The organism is Allorhizobium sp. nf9_anc, assembly GCF_056323085.1.
Genome location: NZ_CM150481.1, coordinates 1,946,823 through 1,964,586 on the forward strand (window position 1 = coordinate 1,946,823; position 17,764 = coordinate 1,964,586).

The 17,764-nt window shown below is 59.5% G+C and carries 16 protein-coding genes and 2 tRNA genes; 8 read left to right on the forward strand and 10 right to left on the reverse strand.

Going from position 1 to position 17,764, the window contains the following annotated elements; genetic code table 11:
• Nucleotides 1-13: 13 nt before the first annotated feature.
• The 9 genes from AC02Y0_RS09315 to AC02Y0_RS09355 form a co-directional block, all read right to left on the reverse strand.
• Nucleotides 14-295, reverse strand: coding sequence for a hypothetical protein (locus AC02Y0_RS09315; RefSeq protein WP_476383608.1), 282 nt, complete (start codon nucleotides 293-295; stop codon nucleotides 14-16).
• Between the two features lie 233 nt (nucleotides 296-528).
• On the reverse strand, nucleotides 529-1,761 hold the full coding sequence (locus AC02Y0_RS09320) for an OmpP1/FadL family transporter (protein ID WP_476383609.1): 1,233 nt from the start codon (nucleotides 1,759-1,761) through the stop codon (nucleotides 529-531).
• A 435-nt stretch (nucleotides 1,762-2,196) separates the two neighbouring features.
• Nucleotides 2,197-5,127, reverse strand: coding sequence for a valine--tRNA ligase (locus AC02Y0_RS09325; protein ID WP_476383610.1), 2,931 nt, complete (start codon nucleotides 5,125-5,127; stop codon nucleotides 2,197-2,199).
• A gap of 114 nt (nucleotides 5,128-5,241) precedes the next feature.
• Nucleotides 5,242-6,195, reverse strand: a complete 954-nt coding sequence (locus AC02Y0_RS09330; protein ID WP_476383611.1) for a PopZ family protein — start codon at nucleotides 6,193-6,195, stop codon at nucleotides 5,242-5,244.
• A gap of 194 nt (nucleotides 6,196-6,389) precedes the next feature.
• Nucleotides 6,390-7,061 (reverse strand): protein-L-isoaspartate O-methyltransferase family protein, encoded by a 672-nt coding sequence (locus AC02Y0_RS09335; RefSeq protein ID WP_102019854.1) that lies wholly within the window; start codon nucleotides 7,059-7,061, stop codon nucleotides 6,390-6,392.
• Between the two features lie 144 nt (nucleotides 7,062-7,205).
• Entirely contained in the window at nucleotides 7,206-7,532 is a 327-nt protein-coding gene (locus AC02Y0_RS09340) for a hypothetical protein (RefSeq protein ID WP_476383612.1), read from the reverse strand.
• 195 nt (nucleotides 7,533-7,727) lie between these two features.
• Nucleotides 7,728-7,801: transfer RNA gene (locus AC02Y0_RS09345), tRNA-Cys, on the reverse strand.
• Between the two features lie 124 nt (nucleotides 7,802-7,925).
• On the reverse strand, nucleotides 7,926-8,150 hold the full coding sequence (locus AC02Y0_RS09350) for a hypothetical protein (protein ID WP_476383613.1): 225 nt from the start codon (nucleotides 8,148-8,150) through the stop codon (nucleotides 7,926-7,928).
• Between the two features lie 159 nt (nucleotides 8,151-8,309).
• A complete protein-coding gene (locus AC02Y0_RS09355; protein WP_476383614.1) occupies nucleotides 8,310-8,591 on the reverse strand; it encodes a hypothetical protein in 282 nt (93 codons plus the stop codon).
• Between the two features lie 163 nt (nucleotides 8,592-8,754).
• On the opposite strand from AC02Y0_RS09355, the gene AC02Y0_RS09360 reads away from it, so the two are divergent.
• The 7 genes from AC02Y0_RS09360 to sseA all read left to right on the forward strand — a co-directional run bounded on the left by AC02Y0_RS09360 (nucleotide 8,755) and on the right by sseA (nucleotide 16,124).
• Nucleotides 8,755-8,829: transfer RNA gene (locus AC02Y0_RS09360), tRNA-Asn, on the forward strand.
• A gap of 172 nt (nucleotides 8,830-9,001) precedes the next feature.
• Nucleotides 9,002-9,229, forward strand: a complete 228-nt coding sequence (locus AC02Y0_RS09365) for a hypothetical protein (protein WP_476383615.1) — start codon at nucleotides 9,002-9,004, stop codon at nucleotides 9,227-9,229.
• 108 nt (nucleotides 9,230-9,337) lie between these two features.
• Nucleotides 9,338-10,789: a cryptochrome/photolyase family protein gene (locus AC02Y0_RS09370; RefSeq protein WP_476383616.1), complete on the forward strand. Its 1,452-nt coding sequence runs from the start codon at nucleotides 9,338-9,340 to the stop codon at nucleotides 10,787-10,789.
• A gap of 105 nt (nucleotides 10,790-10,894) precedes the next feature.
• Nucleotides 10,895-12,616 carry a DUF262 domain-containing protein gene (locus AC02Y0_RS09375; protein ID WP_476383617.1) on the forward strand — a complete coding sequence of 574 codons (1,722 nt, stop codon included), beginning with the start codon at nucleotides 10,895-10,897 and terminating at the stop codon, nucleotides 12,614-12,616.
• A gap of 266 nt (nucleotides 12,617-12,882) precedes the next feature.
• Nucleotides 12,883-13,920, forward strand: a complete 1,038-nt coding sequence (locus AC02Y0_RS09380) for a cysteine synthase A (RefSeq protein ID WP_476383618.1) — start codon at nucleotides 12,883-12,885, stop codon at nucleotides 13,918-13,920.
• Between the two features lie 20 nt (nucleotides 13,921-13,940).
• Entirely contained in the window at nucleotides 13,941-14,672 is a 732-nt protein-coding gene (locus tag AC02Y0_RS09385; protein ID WP_476383619.1) for an alanyl-tRNA editing protein, read from the forward strand.
• Nucleotides 14,673-14,699: 27 nt separating this feature from the next.
• On the forward strand, nucleotides 14,700-16,124 hold the full coding sequence (gene sseA, locus AC02Y0_RS09390) for a 3-mercaptopyruvate sulfurtransferase (protein ID WP_476383620.1): 1,425 nt from the start codon (nucleotides 14,700-14,702) through the stop codon (nucleotides 16,122-16,124).
• 24 nt (nucleotides 16,125-16,148) lie between these two features.
• Here sseA and AC02Y0_RS09395 read toward each other — a convergent pair whose 3' ends face one another.
• On the reverse strand, nucleotides 16,149-17,063 hold the full coding sequence (locus tag AC02Y0_RS09395; RefSeq protein WP_476383621.1) for a DUF4344 domain-containing metallopeptidase: 915 nt from the start codon (nucleotides 17,061-17,063) through the stop codon (nucleotides 16,149-16,151).
• A 160-nt stretch (nucleotides 17,064-17,223) separates the two neighbouring features.
• Between AC02Y0_RS09395 and AC02Y0_RS09400 the strand changes: the two genes are divergently transcribed.
• Complete coding sequence (locus AC02Y0_RS09400; protein WP_476383622.1) at nucleotides 17,224-17,691, forward strand: DUF1203 domain-containing protein; 468 nt, start codon at nucleotides 17,224-17,226, stop codon at nucleotides 17,689-17,691.
• Nucleotides 17,692-17,764 lie beyond the last annotated feature (73 nt).

Here is a 17,764-nt window from a genome sequence, read left to right on the forward strand (position 1 = left end):
GTCATGATAGACATCAGATCCCCCGCCCCGCATTTACGGCGAGTTCAGCTGTGCCCGTTTCCAAGAATACACTCAACCGATGAATAGACGGTTCATGACCGAACTTGCGGTCGGAGCAGCCGTCATGGCTCCCTGTTGTTCTTGTCTGCATGATCGAGAGATTAGTCTGGATTTCCGGCAAGACCGGGGCGATCGAACATTCGCCTCCGATTTTCTCCGCCAGACCCGCCGACCGCCCCCCAAAAGCGACCGAAGTCATTGCTATCAGCACCCTATTCTTGCCCCAGAGGCTCATGTGAAACTCGTTACACCACCCGACGGAAACAGCGCCTGCCGTCTCTCGCAACACCGGTGCTCTCCGTTTGTGGCGGGAAATGGACAAATTCGGCACAGGCCCGCCCCGCCAAGAAGGATAGGCGCGATGTTGCAGAATCATCACATTCCGGAAAGCTGAAAGACGGGCGGGAGGAAGCGGAAACGAAAGAAGCCCGGACGAGCCGGGCTTCTGATTTGTCAGGTATTGCAAGCTTAGAAGCGAACCTTAAGCGAGGTCGAGACGGCGGCTGCGAGGTCAGTGCCGAAGTCGTAGGAAACCTGCTGGCCGTATGTGACACCATCAACGGTAGTCAATCCTGAGCTACCCGACGTCAACACACTCAGCGCCCCTGCCACGCGGAACTCCACGCTCTCGGTAGGAGTGTAGGCAACTCCAGCTCCGAATGTCCACGTATCGCTCTGAGCTCCAAAGCCTTGCGAAGTTCCGCGGTCCCAAGTCACAGAACCAGCAACACTCCATTGCTCATTGAGCTTGTGTCCGATACCGCCGGAAACGGTCCAGCCGTCCCGATAGGCGAGGTCCAGCGAAGTGGCTTCAGGCGAGGTCGTGCCAACAGCGTAAAACGGGATCCGCTGAAGCTGACTCCAGTCAACCCATTTGACAGAACCAAACGCAAGCCAATCAGGCGCGATGCCGGATTGAAGCTTCAACTCAACCGTGTCTGGCATAGCAGTTGCCCCGTACACGTTTGTCACTCTTCCAAGCAGCGGATTTGTCGCGTCGACGATGGACGGAACTCCACGAAGATCAAGAGTCCCCGTGATGTCATCCAGCTCGACTTCACTGTTGTAGACTAAACTAGCACGGAGAGCGTACTCCGGGATCTCGTACGCAGCGCCAATGCGCCAACCGTAACCATCCCCCTCCAGATCCAAACGGCCTACGCCCGTGCCCAAATTGGCCGGCAACTGTGCAACAAGACGCTCCTTAAATCCGTACACCTCTTGATAAAACGCCCCCCCAATCAGCCTGAACTTGCCAGGACCGGCATCCACGCTGTAAGAGCATGTCAGACCATAGTTATTGCTGCTTACCTTTGTTTCAGCGTTATCGTTAGCCCCCGCCCAGTTAAATCCCGGGTTCGTGTGAGCGCCCCAAGGCTGCGAGTAATCCGCCATACAAGCGACTACGTCCGAAAAGCCCGCCTTAACCCCCAACCGTGGAATGAAATAGCTTTCGGTTTCGTCTGCCGATTGCGAACGTGTATTCAAGTTGCCGTTAGCGTTGACCGTATCTCGAACGTTGTTCAATTCCCGCTGCGGAGCCACGTAAACCACGCCGCTTTCAAACACATACTGACCCGGATCGAACAGAAGGTCGATGTTGTAACCGGCCCGTTCAAGACCGCCAGCCTGCGCGCCTCCCACGAATGCGCATGCTGCGATCAGCCCAAGGGCGGTGGTCTTCATCAAGTGGTTCGCCATGTCTCTCCCCAATTCAGGCAAAACTGTGATTTTGCATACTAATCATGTGCGACAGGATGGCAATCGGGTGATGTGCGTCACAGCCATGTTCCATCGCAGAAATTTTTACGTAATGTTTTTGACATGCATGGCAAACGCGCCGCGACTTGGATGAATTTTGCGCCAAGAAAGCCTCTTGAACAGACTATTGGCAAATCATTCCAACCCCAGGCAACGCCGTTGCAGGTTCGCAACAGATCAGCCAGTGATCATGAAGAACGAAATTTGGGCACTTGCACAGCGCCTGATCGTCTCCATGCCGTTGTCGCGACATATATCGGTCAGAATCGTTATGCATCTCAACAAATTCTACCTCCCATGCTTCCCTGCAGCGGCAAAGCAAAAGGCCGGATCTGAGACCCGGCCTTTAGAATTTCATTCCCAAACAGGAATGGCTCAGCCGGCCTCGAGAACCCGCTTCAGCGCTGTCTCCAGGCTCGCCTTCTGCACTTCCAGTTCCTGATAGCGCTCGCGTTCGGCGGCGACGACGTCCGGATTGGCGTTGGCAACGAATTTCTCGTTGTTCAGCTTGCCGGAGATGCGGGCCATCTCCTGGTCGACCTTGGTGATCGCCTTTTCGATGCGCGCCTTCTCGGCGGAGAGATCGATCAGGCTACCCAGCGGCAGGCAGGCTGTCGCCTCGCCGACCACGATCTGGGCGGCGCCCTTCGGTGCGACATCAGCCACGCTGATGGCCTCGACGCGGGCGAGACGCTTGATCGCCGCATCGTGACGGATCAGCCGTTCCTGCGTCACGCCATTGGCACCAACGACGACCAGCGGCGCTGTTGCACCCGGCGGCACGTTCATTTCGGAACGGGCCGAGCGGATGCCTGTCACGAGGTCGATCAGCCAGTTGATGTCGGCCGCCGAATTCTCGTCGGAGAATTCTGGCTTCGGCCAGTCGGCATGGCAGAGCAGAGTGTCGCGCGACGCGCCCTCTGCCGCCGTATGCGTCCAAAGCTCTTCCGTCATGAAGGGCATGAAGGGATGCAGCAGCTTGTAGGTTTCTTCGAGCACATAGGCCGCACAAGCCTGGGCTTCCTTCTTCGCCGCTTCATCCTCACCCATGAAGACAGGCTTCAGCAGCTCCAGATACCAGTCGCAGAACTGGTTCCAGACGAAGCGGTAGAGGCTGCCGGCAGCATCGTTGAAGCGGTAGCTTTCGATCGCTTCCGTCACTTCGCGTTCGGTGCGCGCCAGTTCGGTGAGGATCCAGCGATTGATCGCGAGCGATGTCGTCTCGGCTAAGAAGCTCGGATCCGCCTTAACGCCGTTCATCTCGGCAAAACGGGTCGCGTTCCAGAGCTTGGTGCCGAAGTTGCGGTAGCCGGCAATGCGGGCTGGGTCGAGCTTCACGTCGCGGCCCTGGGCTGCCATGATGGCGAGCGTAAAGCGCAGGGCGTCCGCGCCATATTCGTCGATCAGTTCCAGCGGGTCGATGACATTGCCCTTCGACTTCGACATCTTCTGGCCGGCCTTGTCGCGCACCAGCGCGTGGACATAGACCGTGTGGAAGGGCTCGACCGGATTGCCGTCTTCGTCCTTCATGAAGTGCAGGCCCATCATCATCATGCGGGCGACCCAGAAGAAGATGATGTCGAAGCCGGTAACCAGCACATCGGTCTGGTAGTATTTCGCCAGTTCCGGCGTATTGTCCGGCCAGCCGAGCGTCGAGAAGGGCCAGAGTGCCGACGAGAACCAGGTGTCGAGCACGTCCTCGTCGCGGGTCAGGATCTCGCCGGGCTTAAAGTTTTCGAGCTTCTCCTCGACCCAGGCCTTCCAGGGGCCTTCATGGGCGATGTAGTGCTGGATCGCCGAATGCAGCGCCTCTTCCTCGGTCTTCTCGACGAAGACCTGACCGTCAGGGCCGTACCAGGCCGGAATCTGATGACCCCACCAGAGCTGACGCGAAATGCACCAGGGCTCGATGTTTTCCATCCACTCGAAGTAGGTCTTTTCCCAGTTCTTCGGCACGAAGTTGGTGCGGCCCTCGCGAACGGAGGCGATCGCCGGCTCGGCCAGCGTCTTGGCGTCGGCAAACCACTGGTCGGTCAGCATCGGCTCGATGACGACGCCGGAGCGGTCGCCGAAGGGCTGCATGATCTTCTTGTTCTCGACGAAGGGAATGTCATTGCCCTCGTCATCCTTGGTGGTGACGGTGAGACCCTCAGAGTTGATCGCGTCGACGATGCGCTTGCGGGCTTCGTAACGGTCGAGACCACGATACTCTTCCGGAACCAGATTGATGTCGTCGACCTCAGCCTCGTTCGGCAGATGGCCGGACTTGGCGATTTCAAGCGCCCGTGCTGCGTAGACGGCATAGTCCTCGCCGTCGTCACGCATCTTTGCCTGGGTATCCATCAGGCGGTAAAGCGGGATCTTGTTGCGGCGGGCGACCTGATAGTCGTTGAAGTCATGCGCACCGGTGATCTTGACGGCGCCGGAGCCGAACTTCGGATCCGGATATTCGTCGGTGATGATCGGGATCAGACGGCGATGCTCCTTCGGTCCGACCGGGATCTCGCAGAGCTTGCCGACGATCGCGGCGTAACGCTCATCCGAGGGGTGAACGGCAACCGCGCCGTCGCCGAGCATGGTCTCAGGTCGCGTCGTCGCGATCGAGATGTAGTTGCGCTCTTCCTGGAAGGTGATGTTGCCGTCCTCATCCTTCTCGACATAGGTATAGGTCGCACCACCGGCGAGCGGATATTTGAAGTGCCACATATGGCCTTCAACTTCCTTGTTCTCGACTTCGAGGTCGGAAATCGCGGTCTCGAACTTCGGATCCCAGTTGACCAGCCGCTTGCCGCGATAGATCAGGCCTTCCTTGTAGAGCGTGACGAAAACTTCAAGAACGGCGGCCGACAGGCCCTCGTCCATAGTGAAGCGTTCGCGCGACCAGTCGCAGGAGGCGCCGAGACGCTTCAGCTGGTTGAAGATCAACCCGCCCGATTCTTCCTTCCACTCCCAGACCTTCTCGATGAAAGCTTCGCGGCCCATGTCGCGGCGCGATAGGTTCTGGCCGTTTTCGGCGAGCTTGCGCTCTACCACCATCTGGGTCGCAATGCCTGCGTGGTCCATGCCCGGCTGCCACAGCACGTCCTTGCCGCGCATGCGCTCGAAGCGGACCATGATGTCCTGCAGCGTGTTGTTCAGCGCATGGCCCATGTGCAGCGAGCCGGTCACGTTCGGCGGCGGGATCACGATGGTGAAGGTATCTTCGCCCGGCTTGGCGTTGGCACCGGCCCGGAAGGCGTCCGCCTCTTCCCAGGCTTTCGCGATCTTCGGTTCGACGGCGGCTGAATCATAGGTCTTTTCGAGCATTTTCCGACCGGATTTTCGAGTTCTGGATGTGGGTTGGTAAATAGGACTGGCAAAACCAAGTCAATAAAAAAGGCCGCTCTTGCGAGCGGCCCATGATCCCGAAAGGGACTAGTGTCAGCGTCGCGGGCCGCGGGCGACGCGTTCGATTTCTTCGCGCACGAGGCGTTCCACCAGCGTCGGCAGGTTGTCGTCCAGCCAGTCCTTCAGCATCGGGCGCAGCATTTCCTCAGCCATTTCATCGAGCGAGCGGCGCTCGGTGCCGTCGAAGGCGGCGGCGAGTTCCGAGAAGGACCGCGAGACCTGTTCAACGGTCGCAGCAGACACCAGCGCCGTCAGGTCGCGGCCTTCGCTTTCCCGCTCCGTGCGGATGTCAAATTCCGGCGCTTCAATAGATACGTCCTCAAGCACTTCCTGTGCAGGCTCCGCAACAACAGGTGCGGCGCGCTCGACGCGCACCTCAACCGAAGCGATACGAGCCATCGGGGCTTCCGGTGCCGCAAAGGTCGCGTGCTGCTCATCGGACTGGGCGTGCAGAGGGGCGGACATCACGGGCTCGGCCGGCAGCGATGCGCGCAGATCCGGGTGACGGATCTCGGCAAGCCGCGCCGTCATCGACGGCACATCGGCGGAGCGAACTTCGCGCGCGTCCGCAGCCGGCTCACGACGCAGGGCTTCCGGCATGCTTGGCATGTCCGGACGGCTTGTCGCCTGAACGGGACGCTCCATGCGCTCGGAGGCCGAGCGGACGCGGGCTGCGAGGTCGGCAAGCGAGACGCTTTTCGGCATGTCTTCCGCCTGAGACTGCGGCGCTTCGCGACGCGGCTCGGCTTCGACGCGCGGAACCTCGCGCTCGAACATCGGGAACGAAGGGCCGGCATCGTTGGCTGCGATAAAATCGCCACCGTCATAGCCAAGATCGGCCTCACCGGCGCCGTCCTCGTCTGCGAAATGCGACGGGTCCTGCGACAGGCTTCCGCCATTCACCGGATCGTTGCTTTCGATGATCCGGCGGATGGATGCCAGGATCTCTTCCATGGACGGTTCACGCGCTACGCTTGGCTGAGCCATACTAATCCCCGTTGTCCTCAGAAACTTCGGCCGCGTCGGTTTTCGCCGGGCCGATTCGCGCTCACCCTAGGATACGCGCTTGCCGAAAAAAATCACGCCCTGACAGGGAATTGCCGTGATGCACAACTTTGTTGCGTCGACGCAAAAAGGCCCGCACGCGGCGGGCCCTGTAGCACTCGTCTGAAAGACTGAGATCAGAAGACGAATTCAGCCGCCTTGCGGAAGCCCGGCAGCGGCTTGATCGCCGCATTGAAATATTCGGTGTAGGAGGTGATGCCGCCATTCTTGACGTAGAGGCGCGCACGCGCCGCGTTGCCATAACCGACGACAGCCACGAGCCGGCCCCCCTCGCGGAGCTGCGACAGAAGCGCTTCCGGCATTTCCTCGATCGCACCATTGACGAAGATCACGTCATAGGGCGCCTCGGCCGCATAGCCGCCTTCGAGCTTTGCAGAGACCACGGCGACATTGTCGTAGCCCAGTTCGGAGAGCTTTTCGGTCGCCTTGGTCACCAGCGCCTCGTCGCTTTCGGTCGCGACAACAGAGCCCGAGAGCAGCGAGAGCAGCGCAGCCGCGTAACCTGCGCCACAGCCGATCTCCAGGACGACGTCATCCTTCGTGATGGCGGCCAGCTGCAGGAGCTTGGCGAGCGGCGACGGCTCCATGATGTAGCGCGGCGGGTTGCCGTTCTGTGCCGGACAGACCAGCATGTCCTCGTCGATGTAGGCGAGCGGCTTCAATTCGGCTGCGACGAAAGCTTCGCGCGGCACCGAAAGGAAAGCGTTCAGCACGGAATGGGACGTGACGTCCGTGGTCCTGATCTGGTTGTCCACCATCTTGGTGCGTGCTGCTGCGTAATCCATCATCTTATTCGCGCCCCGTATCGACCGGCCATAGCGGCAATTAACCCCCGTGTCTTTAATTGCAGGCAGAGGCGCTTTCAAGCCGGTCGACGCCTCGCACACCATAATATCGCGGCTGCGCGCTATCGCAGCCGCGCGGGAGCCGGATCAGTCGGCCAGCGTGTAGCTGTCGCTCTCGCAGAAATCGACTTCATCACGCACGTCATAGAAGCTGTCATCTTCGAAGACCGCGCGGATCTTGTAGACGCAGGCGTCGCTGCCATCGGCAATGGTGAGCTTCCGCGTCTGGCCGCCATAGAGCCCCTTTTTCTTCAGAAGCTCCGAGCGCGTGCCGCCATCGGCCGGCGTCGCATAAAACTGAACGATCATGTTCGGGGTCTGGTTGTCGAGTGTAAAGGAGAGATTGTCGGCGAGCGCCGGAGAGGCGGCGAGACCAAGAAGGGTTGCAGCAAGAAGTGAAAAAGTGTTGCGCATGAGAGAAGCTCCGATTGCAGGAGACCAGCTCATGAAAGAGCCTCTCTGCCGGCGCAATCGGGTGGATCGGCCAAGATCGGGCGCACCTGCGCCTGTAGCGGGATCGGCTCAAGATTGGCCGATCGCAGGCACAAAGCGATGCGGCCGACAGCGATGTCGACAACTCAAGACTTCAGTTTTTCACGAAGGTTCGGATGGAGGCCTCGCCCGGAATTGAACCGGGGTACAAGGATTTGCAGTCCTCTGCGTCACCACTCCGCCACGAGGCCATCCGAGTAGAAAAGTGCGTGTGGTGGGCGGCATTTAGAACGGATCGAGAGTGAGCGCAAGGGGAAATTCATCAAATCTCGCGGGGTCGCTGTGGATGCCGGAAAGCGCCCCATCCGGCCGGTGTCAGGCGTCCGCGCGCCAGCGGCGGCGATCGAGCAGGCGGGTCGCTGCCATGGCGCTTGCGGCTTCTGCGAGCCGCACGGGGTCCGTGACACCCGAGGTGTAAAGCCGGATCACGGCCTTGCCCACCGCTTCGCGATGGCCGTCGTCCCGATGCTTCAGATCGCCGCGTTCGGCAGCGCGCATCGCGAGGTCGATAATGTGGAAATCGCTCGGCGTCAGAATCATGGAACTCCCCGCCTGGATGCAATGGTTCATTTGGTATCACCTTTCAGGGAACGAAACGGCGAGTGCCGTGTTCTGTATCCCGATCGAATCCGACCACCTTAATGAACCCTTACCAACGGGTCATTTCACTATGACATGTGCCTCCCCTTATCCGGGAGGTCAGTTTCCGCGTCCTGTCCCTGATCCGCTCTTCCGTCGGCTCCACCAGACCGTCAACCGACGACGGCGGCGGCGGACGGCGGGAATATCATGCGACAGCACGATCAGGCCGAGTGGCACCATCCAAAAGCCCAGGATGGGGAGAAAGCCGAGAAATCCGCCGCCGACCAGCGCGGTGCCGGTTACGATTCGACCGGCGCGCGAGCGCGGCACCGGAATTTCGAGCCCGCCCAAGACGAGACGCCCGCGCGCATGATCAAGGCGGTAGCGGCGTTCGGGCATGCTAAAAACTCCTCGATTTCAGGGGATTCCTAGCCCCTTTCAGCGCCCCAGCAGATGGTGTGTCCCCATATAAAAACAAGAGGATGACATTTTTTTTGAAAAACCGCTTGGCAAACGCGGCGAGCATCAGTATTACCCCGCTCACACCGCGGCAAGCGGCTGTTCCCTGGTAGCTCAGCGGTAGAGCATTCGACTGTTAATCGACAGGTCGCCGGTTCGAATCCGGCCCGGGGAGCCATCTTATTCCAAGGCCCGCGCCTCAATAGGCAGCGGGCCTTTTGGTTTTTGTGGCCTTGCGATCGAAACTATCAGTTCTCGCATAGTGATTCCGGCAGTCGCCTCGAAACCCCCTCTTCACCTTTCGCTGTTATCTCCACTTGTAACGAAAAGGCATGCAAGGAGGACGGCCGATGTGGCTCGAGCTTCACGACGGGGACGGCTTTCCCTTCTACGTCAACATGGACAATGTGGTGGATTTCCGCTGGTACGAGCGGGAGGGTTATACCTGCCTGCTGACGACCGCGCCGGTCGCTGAAAAGCTGCATCGCCTTTATGTGCGCGAAAACGCCCAGCAGATCATGTCCATGATCCGCGCCGAGCAGGCCCGCCGCGCGGCTCCCGACCGCTCCGCCGCCTGACGGCCACCTCCCGGGGCTCACAATCGGCAACGCAGAATCGTGATCGCGGCGTGATCCCCTGACCGTCGCGTTTCGTATGGCTAGAAAAGCCAACGAAGAAGATATTGCATGCCCCATACCTCCTCCAAGACCCTCATCCTCTGGTTCCGCAAGGATCTCCGGCTTGGCGACAATGCCGCGCTCGCGACCGCAGCCGCCGAGGGTTTTCGCATTCTGCCTCTTTATATCCGCGAGCCTGAGGACGCCGGCACCGGGCCGCTTGGGGCCGCTCAGGCATGGTGGCTGCATCACTCGCTCACGGCATTGTCCAAAAGCCTTGAAGATCACGACTCACGGCTCACGTTCCGCAGCGGCTCTGCCGAGACCGTGCTTGCCGCGCTGATCAAAGAGACGGGTGCTTCTGCTGTCTTCTGGAATCGCCGCTATGATCCGCCAGGCATCGCCATCGACAAGGCCTTGAAGGCAAAGCTGATCGCGGACGGGATCGACGTGCGCACCTTTGCCGGCCAGATCCTCCATGAGCCGACCAAGCTCAAGACCGGTGCTGGCGGCCATTTCCGCGTCTACACGCCCTTCTGGAAGGCGCTTGACGGCTCCGGCGAGCCGCACGAGCCGATCCCGGCGCCGAAGGCCCTGCCCGCCCCCGATCACTGGCCGAAGAGCGAGGCGCTCGACAGCTGGGACCTTTTGCCAACAAAACCCAATTGGGCCGAAAGCTTTGAAGGACATTGGCAGCCCGGCGAAGCGGGAGCCCAGACACGGCTCGCAGACTTCGTCGAAAAGGGCCTCAAGAACTACCGCAACGGACGCGACCTGCCGGCCAGCGAACACGTCTCGCGGCTTTCGCCGCATCTGGCGCTCGGCGAAATTTCGCCAGCAACGCTCTGGCATGCGACACGCGGCCTGCCAGACAGCTATCCACTCGACGATGTCATCCATTTCCGCAAGGAGGTCGTCTGGCGCGACTTCTCCTATCACCTGCTCTTCCACTTCCCGGATCTCGCAACGAAAAACTGGAACGCCAAATTCGACGCCTTCCCCTGGCGCGACGCGCCGGACCTGCTTCAAAAATGGCAGAAGGGCCAGACCGGCTATCCGATCGTCGATGCCGGCATGCGCCAGCTCTGGCAGACCGGCTGGATGCACAACCGCGTGCGCATGATCGTCGCTTCCTTCCTGATCAAGGACCTCTTGATCGACTGGCGGGAAGGCGAGCGCTGGTTCCGCGACACGCTCGTCGACGCCGACCCGGCGTCCAATGCCGCCAGCTGGCAATGGGTCGCCGGCTCCGGTGCCGATGCCGCCCCCTTTTTCCGCATCTTCAACCCGACCAGCCAGGGCGAGAAATTCGACCCCGAAGGCCAATATGTCCGCCGCTTCGTGCCGGAGCTGAAGGACATGCCGAACAAATTCATCCACAAGCCATCAGAGGCGCCGCTGACGGTGCTGAAGGAGGCGGGCGTGAGCCTCGGCAAGACCTATCCGCTGCCGATCGTCGATCACGGTAAGGCCAGGGATGCGGCGATGACGGCGTTTCAGGGGCTGAAGGCGGAGTTATGAGTGTGGGATTGTTTCAACAATACGATCGACTTCATAAATTGTAAATTTCTGAGTTTGTAACCTGGGCTTGCACTCACAAACTGTCTCCAAGGTCAGACAAGCACAATGAAAATCGAAGCATCAGACATAGACATTTCAAAATTATTGAAGATGGGGGTGATAGTAATCCCACGCTTCCAACGACCATACTCATGGAAAAACGACAATATTCGCGAATTCTGGGCAGACATTACCGGCTCAGAAGAAAGCGGATATTTCATCGGATCAATGGTCATATACTCAATGAAACAAGATAGGTTTGGCGTTGTTGACGGACAACAGCGCTTGACCACCATTACAATTTTGCTCTGCGTAATTCGCGACATCTTGGATTCACTGGGCGAAAAAGAACTTGCCCAGGGAGTTCACAACTATATTGAAACACGCGACAGAGACAACATTAAAAGCTTTATTCTGAAAACGGAAACATCGTACCCGTATCTCCAAGACAAAATCCAACGGTATGGCGAACCAGAACTGGACATTGTCCCCCGGGAAGAAGAGCAGAGACTTCAGCAGGCTTACAATACACTTTACAAACTAGTGGATGAACATACGCGCCGAGCATCAGATGGCTTGCTTTCGAAAGAAGAAAAAAACGCCTCTAAGGTTGGTGCACTGAAAGATCTCAGAGAGCTAGTTTTTAACCTCAAAGTTATCAAGATAGAACTTGATGACGAGGATGACGCCTATATAATCTTCGAGACACTAAACACTAGAGGCCAAGACCTCACTCTATCGGACTTGCTCAAAAATATAATCGGGTCACTTATTGTAAAAGATGGCGACGTCGACGTCCTGAAAGAAAACTGGGATTATATAAGCCGCCACATAGCAATATGCGGAGAATCCGTGAAGCTTGATTCTTTCTTTGTTCACTCGTGGACTTCACGTTTCCCAGCGGTAACGAAGCAGCGCGCCTTTAAGGCGTTCAAAGACCGTCTGAAGGAGAGCATCGCAGCAGCTGGTCGAGACTCGGGGCGCACAATCGCACTTTCGCATCTTAACGCGTTTAAGACTGACGCGGCGCGCTATGCGCGGATTTACCAACCGGCAGGCGCTTTCCTACGATCTCAATACATGGTCGCAGATGCTCTGAGCGCGTTGCGGGTATTCAATGTCGAACAGCAGACTCCATACGTCTTGTCCCTTCTGCGGGCGTTTGATGAAAAAAAGATAGCTTATAAGACCCTTCGAAGGGCTCTCACTTCAGTTGAGAATTTTCACTTCCAATTCAATGCGGTAACATCCCAGCGATCTTCTGGAACAATTGCGTCCATGTATGCTCGCGCAGCGCGCAGCCTCACGGAAGCGAGAGATAGAAATGCGGCCGCGATGGTAATTGCGGCGCTGACAGCCGAACTACGCGAGAAGGCGCCAAAATTCGAGGAATTTGCGCTAGGGTTCAAGAGTTTATCTTACAACACTCAGAACCGGGGCAACGCACTGATCAAATATGTATTGTTGAAAATTGCAGCCAATGAAGGACTAAACTTTGAAGTAGCACCAAATCGACTGACGATTGAGCACATATACCCGCAAGCGGCGAGCAACGGTGTATGGACAGCAGACCTTGTTAATTCGATAGGAAACTTGATGCTGCTTTCCGAAGCGAGGAATGGCGCTCTGGAGAATAAGAGTTACGCAGAAAAGCGCGCCATTATGATGGACTGGGTCGGGAGTATTCCCCAGTATGTTTTGGACTCGGCAGATTGGACACCCGAAAGGGTGAAGAGCCGCTCGGAAGAAATGGCTGCTACGGCGTACGAGGAGGTTTGGAAAATCTAGGGATGCGTAGCAGCAACGAGAGCCGTGGCTAACTCACCTCTCTTATTCACCCTATCCTCGCATCGGCTGACGAGGCGAGGAATGCAGGCGATAAAGGTGATCAAATGGTCACCTTTATCCACCCCCTGCTGCCGAACGCATTTTCCCTCCCCCTGCCTCACCGCGAAAAGCCATTCCTTGCCTTTCACAGCCCCGAGGCGGAAAAGACGGGATCAAACCCGCGCATTTGGTTCTAGTGTCCGCGTCAGACAAAAAAGGCAGGCATCATGGCATTCCACCCCTCCGTGCTCGAGGCGATCGGCAATACGCCCCTTATCCGGCTGAAAGGCGCCTCGCAGGCGACCGGCTGCACCATTCTCGGCAAGGCCGAATTCCTCAATCCCGGCCAGTCGGTGAAGGATCGCGCGGCGCTGTTCATCATCCGGGACGCCGAGCGGCGCGGGTTGCTTCGCCCCGGCGGCGTGATCGTTGAGGGCACGGCCGGCAATACCGGCATCGGCCTGACGCTCGTTGCCAAGGCGCTCGGCTATCGCACCGTGATCGTCATCCCGGAGACCCAGAGCCAGGAAAAGAAGGACGCGCTGAAGCTGCTCGGCGCCGAACTCGTCGAGGTGCCGGCGGTGCCTTACAAGAACCCGAACAACTATGTGAAGATCTCCGGCCGGCTTGCCACGGAGCTCGCCAAGAGCGAGCAGAACGGTGCGATCTGGGCGAACCAGTTTGACAACACCGTCAACCGCGACGCCCATATCGAAACGACCGCGAGGGAAATCTTCGAGCAGACCGGCGGCGCCGTCGATGGCTTCATCTGCGCGGTCGGCTCTGGCGGCACGCTTGCCGGCACCGGCATGGGCCTTCGCAACATAAAGCCGGGCGTGAAGATCGGCATCGCCGATCCCGAAGGGGCTGCCCTCTTCGAATACTACAAGAACGGCGAACTGAAATCCTCGGGCTCTTCGATCACCGAGGGCATCGGCCAGGGCCGCATCACGGCCAACCTCGAAGGCTTCACGCCTGACTACGCCTATCAGATCCCCGACTCCGAAGCGCTCGACATCGTCTTCGACATCGTCGAGAACGAGGGCATCTGCCTCGGCGGCTCCTCGGGCATCAATATTGCGGGCGCCATGCGTCTGGCCAAGGATCTCGGCCCGGGCCACACGATCGTGACGATCCTCTGCGACTACGGCAACCGCTACCAGTCGAAGCTTTACAACCCGGACTTCCTGCGCTCGAAGGGTCTGCCAGTCCCGGCCTGGCTCGAAAAGCGCCCCGCCTTCGACCTGCCCTTCGAGACCGCCTGACATTTTTTGAAAGCACTGCCATGACCACCATCGCCCTCTACCGCGACGATTTCTATCTCTCGACGGTGGAGGCGGTGGTGACTTCGGTGCATGAGGATGGCGCAGTCGAACTCGATCAGACCTGCTTTTATGCGGCCTCGGGCGGCCAGCCTGGTGATACCGGCTTCTTCGAGCGCGAAGACGGCAGCCGCATCCAGCTTGGCGAAACGCGCCACGGCGCCACCAAGGATATCATCCTGCACCGCCCCCTAAACGGCGAGCCCCTGCCCTCCGTCGGCCAAAAGCTCGTCCTGCATGTCGATTGGCAACGTCGCTACAAGCTCATGCGCATGCACACCGCCTGTCACCTGCTTTCGGTCGTCTGCTCCTACCCGATCACGGGCGCGGCCGTCGGCGAGGATGAAAGCCGGGTGGATTTCGACATGGGCGAGACCATCGACAAGGATCAGGTGACAGCAGACCTGATGAAACTCATCAGTGAAAACCACCCTATCACCCTGCAATGGATCACCGACGAGGAGCTTGCGGCCAATCCCGGCATCGTCAAGTCGAAGAATGTGCGGCCGCCCGTCGGGCTTGGTCGCGTTAGCCTTGTCTGCATCGGGGAGAACTCCGCCGTTGACAGCCAGCCCTGCGGGGGCACACATGTTTCGGAGACCCAGGAGGTCGGTGCGATTCATATCGCCAAGATTGAAAAGAAGGGCAAGGAGAACCGCCGGTTCCGCATTCGCTTTGGAGCCCCGGAGACCTAAGCCATAGGAACACTACGGGAGAAGTGCATGTCCGGTGAAAGAAGCCGTTTCGTCGTTTCGGCGGATTGGGTCGAAAAGAACCTCGGGTCTCCCGGCTTCAAGCTCGTCGATGCCTCCTGGTATCTTCCGGCGCATAATCGCAACGGTGCCATCGAATATGCCTCCGGCCACATCCCGGGCGCCGTCTTCTTCGATCAGGACGTGATCGCTGATACGTCGACCGGCCTTCCGCACTCCCTGCCCTCGCCCTCCTTCTTTGCGCAAGCCGTCGGCCAGCTCGGCATTTCGGCCGAGGATACGATCGTCGTCTATGACGGCCCGGGCTTCTTCTCTGCCCCGCGCGTCTGGTGGATGTTCCGCGTCATGGGCGCACGGCGCGTCTACGTGCTCGAAGGCGGCATCGATGGCTGGAAGGCGGAAGGGCGCCGTCTCGAAACCGATCTGCCGGAACCGGCACCCGTCACTTTCGAGGCGCAGTTCGACCGGGCAAGGCTCACCTCCTTCGACCAGATGTCCGGGATTGCCGACGAGGGCGACAAGCAGATTGCCGACGCCCGTCCTGCCGGCCGCTTCACGGGCGATGAGCCCGAACCGCGCGAAGGCATGCGCTCCGGCCATATTCCCGGTGCCCGCAACGTGCCTGCGGCATCGCTGTCGGAAAACGGCCGCCTGAAGGATCTCGCCACCCTGCGCTCGATCTTCACCGATGCCGGCATCGATCTCAACAATCCCGTGGTCACCTCCTGCGGCTCCGGTGTTACGGCAGCGGTCGTGACGCTTGCGCTCGAAAGCCTGGGGCATACCGACAATTCGCTCTATGACGGCTCCTGGTCGGAATGGGGCTCCAAGTCGGATACGCCAGTCGTAACCGGTCAGGCAGAACCGCTCGGCTCGAAAACATCAGGGCCGCTCACAGCCCATGTCACCCGGCTCGAGATGACCGCGCCGCCGAAGTCCAGCCTGCCGGTGCCGGTCAATATCCAGACAGCAATCATGCGCACGCATGAGATCCCGCTCCCCTTCTACCGCTTCCTGCATCGCCAAGTCGGCGCGCGTTGGCATTGGTATGAGCGGCTGCGTTTGCCCGACGAGCAGCTGAAGGCGATCATTCACCATCAGAAGGTGTCGATCTCGGTTCTCTATGTGAACGGGGCGCCGGCCGGCTTCTACGAGCTGTCCCAGGAAAGCGACGATCTCGTCGAGCTCTCCTATTTCGGCCTCTTCGAACATGCGCTCGGCCTTGGCATCGGCAAGTGGTTCCTGCTGCAGTGTCTTTACGCCGCCTGGACGAGCAATCCGAAGACGGTGACGGTCACCACCAATTCGCTCGACCATCCCCGCGCGCTGCAGCTCTACCAGCAGTTTGGCTTCTCGCCGGTCGGGACCTATGAAGCGCTGGTCGATCCGATGACCGACCAGGAGCTTCTGGCGCTGATCAAGCGCGACGGCTGATTCCAAATATCGGGGAGCCGTTGCTCAGTCCTTCTTCTTCAGCTTGACGCTTGTGGCTTCGGTTTCCTCCTCGGAAGCCTCTTCAGCCACCTCTTCGCCGCTGGCATCCTCCTCGCCAGCGGTCTGGTTTTCGAACCAGTTGGCGATCAGCCCGGCATGGAAGGCCGCCATCTCATAGCAATAGGTGATCTCGCGGTTTTCGGCGTACCAGAAGGCGTTTTCCGTGCCGCAGGTCTTACCGGTGATCTTGATGCCGTCCTTCAGGTCATAGCCTTCGCCGAACACCGTCGCGATCGTCTCCAGCGCGCCCGCACTCTTCAGGAGATCGGCAAAGCCCTGCAGGTCCTCGTTGCCGGCCGGCTCGTAAGTCACTTCAAACTTGGTCTTGGCGCCGTCCTTCATGTTGGCGGCCAGCAGGCTCATCCAGCTGTCGCGTGCCTTCTGGTATTCGAAGGCACATTCCTGGCGGCGCTCCTCGGGAAATTCCAGCGAATCGGCAAAGACCTTGAAGAACTCGGCATTCGCCCCGGTCATCATGCAGACGATGGAATAGGCGCGCTGGCGGTCGAGGCCATGCGTGCCCATGAAGTCGTCCTCCTGGGGGCCGTCTTCCTTGGCATCGTCCAGCAGGAACCAGCCGTCGGCGGCGTCCTGGATCGTGGTGTTCAGGTCTTCGTCCTCCGCGCCGAGCAGCAGCACGGAGGAGAGCGCGTCGACGGCATCCTCCTCGCGGCCGAGCACCGGCAGGTTGAATTCCGACACCAGCATGTGGCCGGCCTCGTGGAAGAGAATGAAGATCGCGTTGTTGACGACGAAGCGCTGGCCTTCTTCCACCTGTTCCGCGGTCAGCTCGGCCGCCCGGACGGACGTGGATGGCTGGAAAAGACATGCAGCGGACAAAGCCAGCACGGCCGCAGCTGCGGACTTGATAGACGTCATGGGAGCCCCTCACCCGATGTTTGATCGCCGCATTATCTACCGCAGAGGTTAAGCGAGAGAAAAACGCCATTTTTGACAACATCTCCCCGCGCAGGAATCGGGTGGCGGGTTTGGTCCGGCAGAGATGAGAATGCGACATCCAACCTCAGGAGAGATGTCCATGACAGCCGTCCACTTCATCGCCATGCCGTCCGCTGATGCTGCCGCCTACAGGCAGGGTGCCCCCGATGCCTATGGCCTTGCCCCGGAGCAGCGTATCTCGCCCGGCGGTTATCCCTGCCGCCATTGCCTTGGACAGATCGCGTCGGGAGAGCCTTATCTCACCCTTGCCTACCGCCCCTTCCCGACGCTCCAGCCCTATGCCGAGACGGGCCCGATCTTCCTGCATGCAGAGGCCTGCCCGCGCTACGAGGCGGCGGAGGTGCTGCCGCCCATGCTTGAAAGCCCCGACTATATCGTCCGCGGATACGGCCACGACGACCGCATTGTCTATGGCAGCGGCGGCGTGGTGCAGACTCAAGCGATCACCGAACGCGCCGGAGAGCTCTTCGCCAATCCTGACATCGCCTATCTGCATGTCCGCTCGGCCCGCAACAACTGCTATCAATGCCGGATCGATCGACCCTGATCGCATCTGCCCTGGATTGACTTGCGTCACCGCCGGGCCGCCCTCCCGTGGTCCCGCAGGAACCTGCCGTGCC

Bases quoted from the DNA above. Each gene is read 5' to 3' on its own strand.
- AC02Y0_RS09395 (WP_476383621.1), bottom strand. From the start codon at position 17,063: ATGACGTCTATCAAGTCCGCAGCTGCGGCCGTGCTGGCTTTGTCCGCT.
- sseA (WP_476383620.1), top strand. From the start codon at position 14,700: ATGTCCGGTGAAAGAAGCCGTTTCGTCGTTTCGGCGGATTGGGTCGAA.
- AC02Y0_RS09320 (WP_476383609.1), bottom strand. From the start codon at position 1,761: ATGGCGAACCACTTGATGAAGACCACCGCCCTTGGGCTGATCGCAGCA.
- AC02Y0_RS09385 (WP_476383619.1), top strand. From the start codon at position 13,941: ATGACCACCATCGCCCTCTACCGCGACGATTTCTATCTCTCGACGGTG.
- AC02Y0_RS09375 (WP_476383617.1), top strand. From the start codon at position 10,895: ATGAAAATCGAAGCATCAGACATAGACATTTCAAAATTATTGAAGATG.
- AC02Y0_RS09365 (WP_476383615.1), top strand. From the start codon at position 9,002: ATGTGGCTCGAGCTTCACGACGGGGACGGCTTTCCCTTCTACGTCAAC.
- AC02Y0_RS09370 (WP_476383616.1), top strand. From the start codon at position 9,338: ATGCCCCATACCTCCTCCAAGACCCTCATCCTCTGGTTCCGCAAGGAT.
- AC02Y0_RS09400 (WP_476383622.1), top strand. From the start codon at position 17,224: ATGACAGCCGTCCACTTCATCGCCATGCCGTCCGCTGATGCTGCCGCC.
- AC02Y0_RS09350 (WP_476383613.1), bottom strand. From the start codon at position 8,150: ATGATTCTGACGCCGAGCGATTTCCACATTATCGACCTCGCGATGCGC.
- AC02Y0_RS09380 (WP_476383618.1), top strand. From the start codon at position 12,883: ATGGCATTCCACCCCTCCGTGCTCGAGGCGATCGGCAATACGCCCCTT.
- AC02Y0_RS09355 (WP_476383614.1), bottom strand. From the start codon at position 8,591: ATGCCCGAACGCCGCTACCGCCTTGATCATGCGCGCGGGCGTCTCGTC.
- AC02Y0_RS09340 (WP_476383612.1), bottom strand. From the start codon at position 7,532: ATGCGCAACACTTTTTCACTTCTTGCTGCAACCCTTCTTGGTCTCGCC.
- AC02Y0_RS09335 (WP_102019854.1), bottom strand. From the start codon at position 7,061: ATGATGGATTACGCAGCAGCACGCACCAAGATGGTGGACAACCAGATC.
- AC02Y0_RS09325 (WP_476383610.1), bottom strand. From the start codon at position 5,127: ATGCTCGAAAAGACCTATGATTCAGCCGCCGTCGAACCGAAGATCGCG.
- AC02Y0_RS09315 (WP_476383608.1), bottom strand. From the start codon at position 295: ATGAGCCTCTGGGGCAAGAATAGGGTGCTGATAGCAATGACTTCGGTC.
- AC02Y0_RS09330 (WP_476383611.1), bottom strand. From the start codon at position 6,195: ATGGCTCAGCCAAGCGTAGCGCGTGAACCGTCCATGGAAGAGATCCTG.